This is a genomic window from Vibrio sp. V42_P2S4T144 (assembly GCF_009904715.1).
Taxonomy (GTDB): Bacteria; Pseudomonadota; Gammaproteobacteria; order Enterobacterales; family Vibrionaceae; genus Vibrio; species Vibrio alginolyticus.
Genome location: NZ_WXWS01000053.1, coordinates 1 through 5,695 on the forward strand (window position 1 = coordinate 1; position 5,695 = coordinate 5,695).

6 protein-coding genes are annotated in these 5,695 nt (G+C 44.6%); 5 read left to right on the forward strand and 1 reads right to left on the reverse strand.

Annotated features, from left to right (window positions below; translation table 11 throughout):
* The 3 genes from CAG68_RS01685 to dnaJ all read left to right on the forward strand — a co-directional run.
* A partial coding sequence (locus tag CAG68_RS01685; protein ID WP_161440715.1) for a cation:dicarboxylate symporter family transporter occupies positions 1–698 on the forward strand: 698 nt, incomplete at its 5' end.
* A 347-nt stretch (positions 699–1,045) separates the two neighbouring features.
* Entirely contained in the window at positions 1,046–2,959 is a 1,914-nt protein-coding gene (gene dnaK, locus CAG68_RS01690; protein WP_005381623.1) for a molecular chaperone DnaK, read from the forward strand.
* Positions 2,960–3,163: 204 nt separating this feature from the next.
* Positions 3,164–4,312 (forward strand): molecular chaperone DnaJ, encoded by a 1,149-nt coding sequence (gene dnaJ / locus CAG68_RS01695; protein WP_005381620.1) that lies wholly within the window; start codon positions 3,164–3,166, stop codon positions 4,310–4,312.
* A gap of 69 nt (positions 4,313–4,381) precedes the next feature.
* Here the strand turns inward: dnaJ and CAG68_RS01700 are convergent, their stop codons facing one another.
* Positions 4,382–4,813, reverse strand: coding sequence for a type IV pilin protein (locus CAG68_RS01700; RefSeq protein WP_054865952.1), 432 nt, complete (start codon positions 4,811–4,813; stop codon positions 4,382–4,384).
* 103 nt (positions 4,814–4,916) lie between these two features.
* On the opposite strand from CAG68_RS01700, the gene CAG68_RS01705 reads away from it, so the two are divergent.
* Entirely contained in the window at positions 4,917–5,426 is a 510-nt protein-coding gene (locus tag CAG68_RS01705; protein WP_064369022.1) for a GspH/FimT family pseudopilin, read from the forward strand.
* Positions 5,407–5,695: PilW family protein (locus CAG68_RS01710; protein WP_443083845.1), on the forward strand; the 289-nt coding region annotated here is incomplete at its 3' end. The genes CAG68_RS01705 and CAG68_RS01710, both read left to right, overlap by 20 nt.

Sequence of the window (5,695 nt, forward strand, 5' to 3'; positions counted from 1 at the left end):
GATTAGTGATGAGTCTTGCACCATATGGTGTGTTCGCACTAATGATTCAACTAGGTGCAACGCTAAACGCCAATACATTAATGTCCGTTGCCGGTTACGTGGCTTTGGTGGTTGCGATGTTGGTGTTCTGGATCTTCTTCTTCTACCCAATGGCAGTGAGTATTGCGACAGGAACTTCTCCAAAGACTTTCCTACGTGCAACTCGTGAGCAGATTCTTTTCTCTCTATCTACCGCAAGCTCAAACGCGACTATCCCGGTAACGATGCGCACACTGACAGAAAAGCTTCAGGTCTCTAAATCGGTTGCTGGCTTCGGTGTACCACTGGGCGCAACGATGAATATGTCTGGTGTGTCTATCTATATTGCTCTAGCAACGATGTTTGTTGCGAACGCTTTTGGCCAGCCAATTAACACCGCAGACATCTTCACACTTGGCTTAACTATTCTTCTGTTATCTATTGGTGCTGGCGGCGTTCCTGGGGGCGGCGTGGTAATGGTAGGTGTTTTGCTTCACCAGCTAGGCTTACCACCTGAAGGTTTGGCAATCATTGCAGCGGTCGACCGTATTAATGATATGTTCTGTACATCATCTAACGTTGTCGGCGACACGGCAGTGAACACCATTGTTGCAAAAACAGAAGGTGAGATAGGTAAAGAAGAAGGTGTTGATGCTGAGCCTGCTCAAGCGAACGCCTAATACCTTGAATAATTTATTTTAACCCTAATATTGAAGCGAGCTCTTATGAGCTCGTTTTTTATTTAGGAAGAGTCGGGCATAAATAAATTTATCTGGGAAATGACGTTTTGTTGCGCTACAGCAGTGTGACGAGTTCCCAATTAATCAGAAAGAAACACATAAATTTCGAAAAAAGACGCTTTTTTTTAATTCTGCCCTTGAAAAGCATTTTGCCGCCCTTATCTATGTGGCATAGAGAAGCAAACATTGATTATTTTTGTTTGTGAGCAAGGGTTGAAACCCGATTCTCCTCCCCCCACATTGGGGTTATAACCAAACGAAAATAGAATTTATTCGGAGATAGCCAGATGGGTAAAATCATTGGTATTGACTTAGGTACTACTAACTCATGTGTTGCTGTATTAGACGGCGACAAACCACGTGTAATTGAAAACGCAGAGGGCGAACGTACTACTGCATCGGTTATTGCTTACACTGACGGTGAGACGCTAGTAGGTCAACCAGCGAAACGTCAAGCAGTAACTAACCCAGAAAACACGCTATTTGCAATTAAGCGTCTAATCGGTCGTCGTTTTGAAGACGAAGAAGTTCAGCGTGACATCGAAATCATGCCTTACAAAATCGTTAAGGCTGACAACGGTGATGCTTGGGTAGAAGCGAAAGGCCAAAAAATGGCAGCTCCTCAGGTTTCTGCTGAAGTTCTTAAGAAAATGAAGAAAACTGCTGAAGACTTCCTAGGTGAGGAAGTAACTGGCGCAGTTATCACAGTACCTGCTTACTTTAACGATGCTCAGCGTCAAGCGACAAAAGATGCTGGCCGTATCGCAGGTCTAGAAGTTAAACGTATCATCAACGAACCAACAGCAGCTGCGCTAGCTTACGGTCTTGATAAGAAAGGCGGCGATCGCACTATCGCGGTATACGACCTTGGTGGTGGTACATTCGATATTTCAATCATCGAAATCGATGAAGTTGAAGGCGAGAAAACATTCGAAGTTCTAGCAACTAACGGTGATACTCACCTAGGTGGTGAAGACTTTGATAACCGTCTAATCAACTACTTGGTTGATGAGTTCAACAAAGAGCAAGGCATCAACCTTAAAAACGACCCACTAGCAATGCAGCGTGTTAAAGAAGCAGCAGAGAAAGCGAAAATCGAGCTTTCTTCTACTTCTCAAACAGACGTAAACCTACCTTACGTTACTGCAGATGCAACTGGTCCTAAGCACATGAACATTAAAGTGACTCGTGCAAAACTAGAATCTCTAGTTGAAGACCTAGTACAACGCTCTCTTGAACCATTAAAAGTAGCTCTAGCTGACGCTGACCTATCAGTAAACGACATCACTGACGTAATCCTAGTTGGTGGTCAGACTCGTATGCCAATGGTTCAAGCGAAAGTTGCTGAGTTCTTTGGTAAAGAAGCGCGCCGTGACGTAAACCCTGACGAAGCAGTAGCAATGGGTGCTGCAGTTCAAGGTGGTGTACTTGCTGGTGACGTTAAAGACGTACTACTACTAGACGTAACTCCACTGTCTCTAGGTATCGAGACAATGGGTGGCGTGATGACTAAGTTAGTTGAGAAGAACACAACTATCCCAACTAAAGCGAACCAAGTTTTCTCTACAGCGGAAGACAACCAGAGCGCGGTAACTATCCACGTTCTACAAGGTGAGCGTAAGCAAGCGATGTACAACAAGTCTCTAGGCCAATTTAACCTAGAAGGCATCCAGCCTGCACCACGTGGTATGCCACAAATCGAGGTTACGTTTGACCTTGATGCGGACGGTATCCTACACGTATCTGCGAAAGACAAGCAGACTGGTAAAGAGCAGAAGATCACTATCCAAGCTTCTGGCGGTCTAAGCGATGAAGACATCGAGAAAATGGTTCAAGAAGCAGAAGCTAACAAAGAAGCGGACAAGAAGTTCGAAGAGCTAGCAACTGCACGTAACCAAGCTGACCAAATGATTCACGGTACTCGTAAGCAAGTAGAAGAAGCTGGTGAAGCGCTACCTGCAGAAGAGAAAGAGAAGATTGAAGCAGCAATTTCTGAGCTAGAAACAGCACGTAAAGGCGAAGACAAAGAAGCTATCGATGCTAAAGTTCAAGCACTAATGACTGCTTCTCAAAAGCTGATGGAAATCGCTCAACAACAAGCTCAAGCGCAGCAAGCACAAGGTGCTGACGCAGGTGCACAGTCTAAAGAAGACGACGTTGTAGATGCTGAGTTCGAAGAAGTTAAAGACGACAAGAAATAATATTTCTTAACCAGATGGCTGCATAGCCATCTGGGGTCGATAAGACTTCGTGTGCGGGCGTTTGGGGCAACTCTTACGCCCGTCTGTTTGTAAACGCTGTCTTTCTAGTTAAGTATGTTGCAGACAAGTGCACTTACCTAGAACGATACAAACACCAAGCGGTGAATCGATGCCGTTTGTAGTAATTAACTGGTGACGAAGAACATGTCAAAACGTGATTTTTACGAAGTATTAGGCGTAAGCCGTGATGCCTCAGAGCGCGATATCAAAAAGGCGTATAAGCGTCTAGCGATGAAATTCCACCCAGACCGAAACCAGGGTGATGATTCTGCGGCGGACAAGTTTAAAGAAGTAAAAGAAGCGTACGAAGTTCTGACCGACCCTCAAAAGAAAGCGGCGTACGACCAATACGGTCATGCAGCTTTTGAACAAGGCGGCGGTGGTTTCGGTGGCGGCGGCTTTGGCGGCGGCGGTGCTGATTTCGGCGACATCTTTGGCGATGTATTCGGTGACATCTTTGGTGGTGGTCGTCGTGGCGGTGGTGGCCACCGTGCCCAGCGAGGTGCTGACCTACGTTACAACATGGAATTGACGCTAGAAGAAGCGGTTCGTGGTGTAACGAAAGAGATCGAAGTACCGACACTAGTACACTGTGATACCTGTGATGGTAGTGGCGCGAAGAAAGGTTCATCTGCTGAAACATGTGGTACCTGTCATGGTCATGGTCAAGTACAGATGCGCCAGGGCTTCTTCGCAGTGCAACAAACCTGTCCTACCTGTCACGGCAAAGGTAAAATCATTAAAGACCCTTGTAATGAGTGTCATGGTCAAGGTCGTAAGCAGAAAACAAAAACACTTAACGTTAAGATCCCAGCAGGTGTTGATACTGGCGACCGTATTCGTCTATCTGGCGAAGGTGAAGCGGGAGAAATGGGAGCACCAGCGGGTGACTTGTATGTACAAGTGCACGTGAAAGAGCACCATATCTTCGAGCGTGATGGCAACAACCTATACTGTGAAGTGCCAGTAAGCTTTGCGATGGCAGCTCTAGGTGGTGAAGTTGAAGTACCAACCCTAGATGGTCGCGTAAGCCTAAAAGTGCCTTCAGAAACGCAAACAGGTCGTATGTTCCGTATGCGTGGTAAAGGTGTGAAAGGCGTTCGTGGTGGCGGTGTTGGTGATCTTATTGTTAAGTTGGTTGTTGAAACACCAGTAAACCTAAGCTCACGCCAAAAAGAACTGCTCAAAGAGTTTGAAGAGTCTTGTGGTGGTGAAGCGGCAACTAAGCACAAGCCTAAATCAGAAGGCTTTTTCAACGGTGTGAAAAAGTTCTTTGATGATTTAACCAGCTAAGACGTTAGTGAAAAGCACAAATACAAAGGCCTGCTAAAATGCAGGCCTTTTTGCATCTCGGTGTTCTTCCTAATTCCAGCAATCACTTGGTTCTTCGACATTTGTTGACGTTAAAGTAATCGTTTTAGAACCAGTCAAGCACTCGTCGTCGTCTTGTCCCAGAGCCGATTTTGCTGTTGCTGTAATGGTATAGGCCGTACTTGCAGAGCTCGCAATATCGAAAGAAAATCTATTTGTGTCTGAATCGCATAGAGCGCATGTGCCTCCAGAGAGAATATGACTCCAGTCGTACCCACCATCATAAGATGTCTCTAGCTCTAGCTGAATTCGACTAAGATCGCTCAAGGCAACCGTCCTATGAGACTTGATTACATGATTAGTGTAAGAAGGGTAGGCGATCGCAGCAATGATCCCGACAATCACGACAGCTATCAGTAATTCGATCAATGTCATCCCTCTCAATCCTTTTTTGTAGCCGTTACAACGAGAAATTCGAATCATCACGAGTAGTTTCCTTTTCACTTTTCCGCCTATTTTTGGCAGGTGATAGCATCTGTGCAAGATGAATTACGGCCCTTTTGCCGTTTACATAGGAATTTGGGAAATGCCTCGCGGGTTTACGTTGTTGGAGCTTCTTATTACTGTTGCTGTACTGAGTATTATATTGGCGTTTGCAGCTCCAAGCTTTAGCCGTGTTTCACAAACTGTGCAAATGCAGCGATTAGCAACTGAATTAGCTGGTTTTCTAAGCCAAAGTAAGTCCGAGGCGGTAATGAGAAATCAAAAGTTATATATTCATTTCTCTATGGCTAAAAACGTCGTTGTCAGTCAAGGTGCATGGTCTCTACAGTTAACTAACTCATCTAGCGGCTCAGGGGGAGTAATCTTAAACCTTTCCGGCTCCGCATACTCTGAATTATCTTTGAAGCACAGTTACGATAATCAAAAAATAAGCTTCGATGAGGTCCGTGGACGGCCCCAAGGAGGAAATATAGAGTTTTTCCCAACCAATGCTCAAAACATAAAACTACAAGCAAAGATCTCAAACCCTCCTGGGAGGATTAAGATTTGTAGTAACTCTGGAACTAAGTTATATGATTACCGTCAGTGCTAACAAACGCTATCAAATAGGTAGCTCTTTAATTGAATTAATGATTAGTTCTTTAATTGGGTTAATTGTTCTTAGTGTAGTGGGCTCTATATTCTTGAGTTTACAAAAAACAGCAAAAGAAAAAAGCTTAGAGCTAAATTTATTGCAAAGTCTTAATATCACTTTATCTGTTATGAAAGAAGATATTCAAAGGGCTGGTTATGATGGTGGTCATGGTATGTCTCTTAAATTATCCGGAGCCTTGGAAACAATTACAATCAGTGGTGCATCTT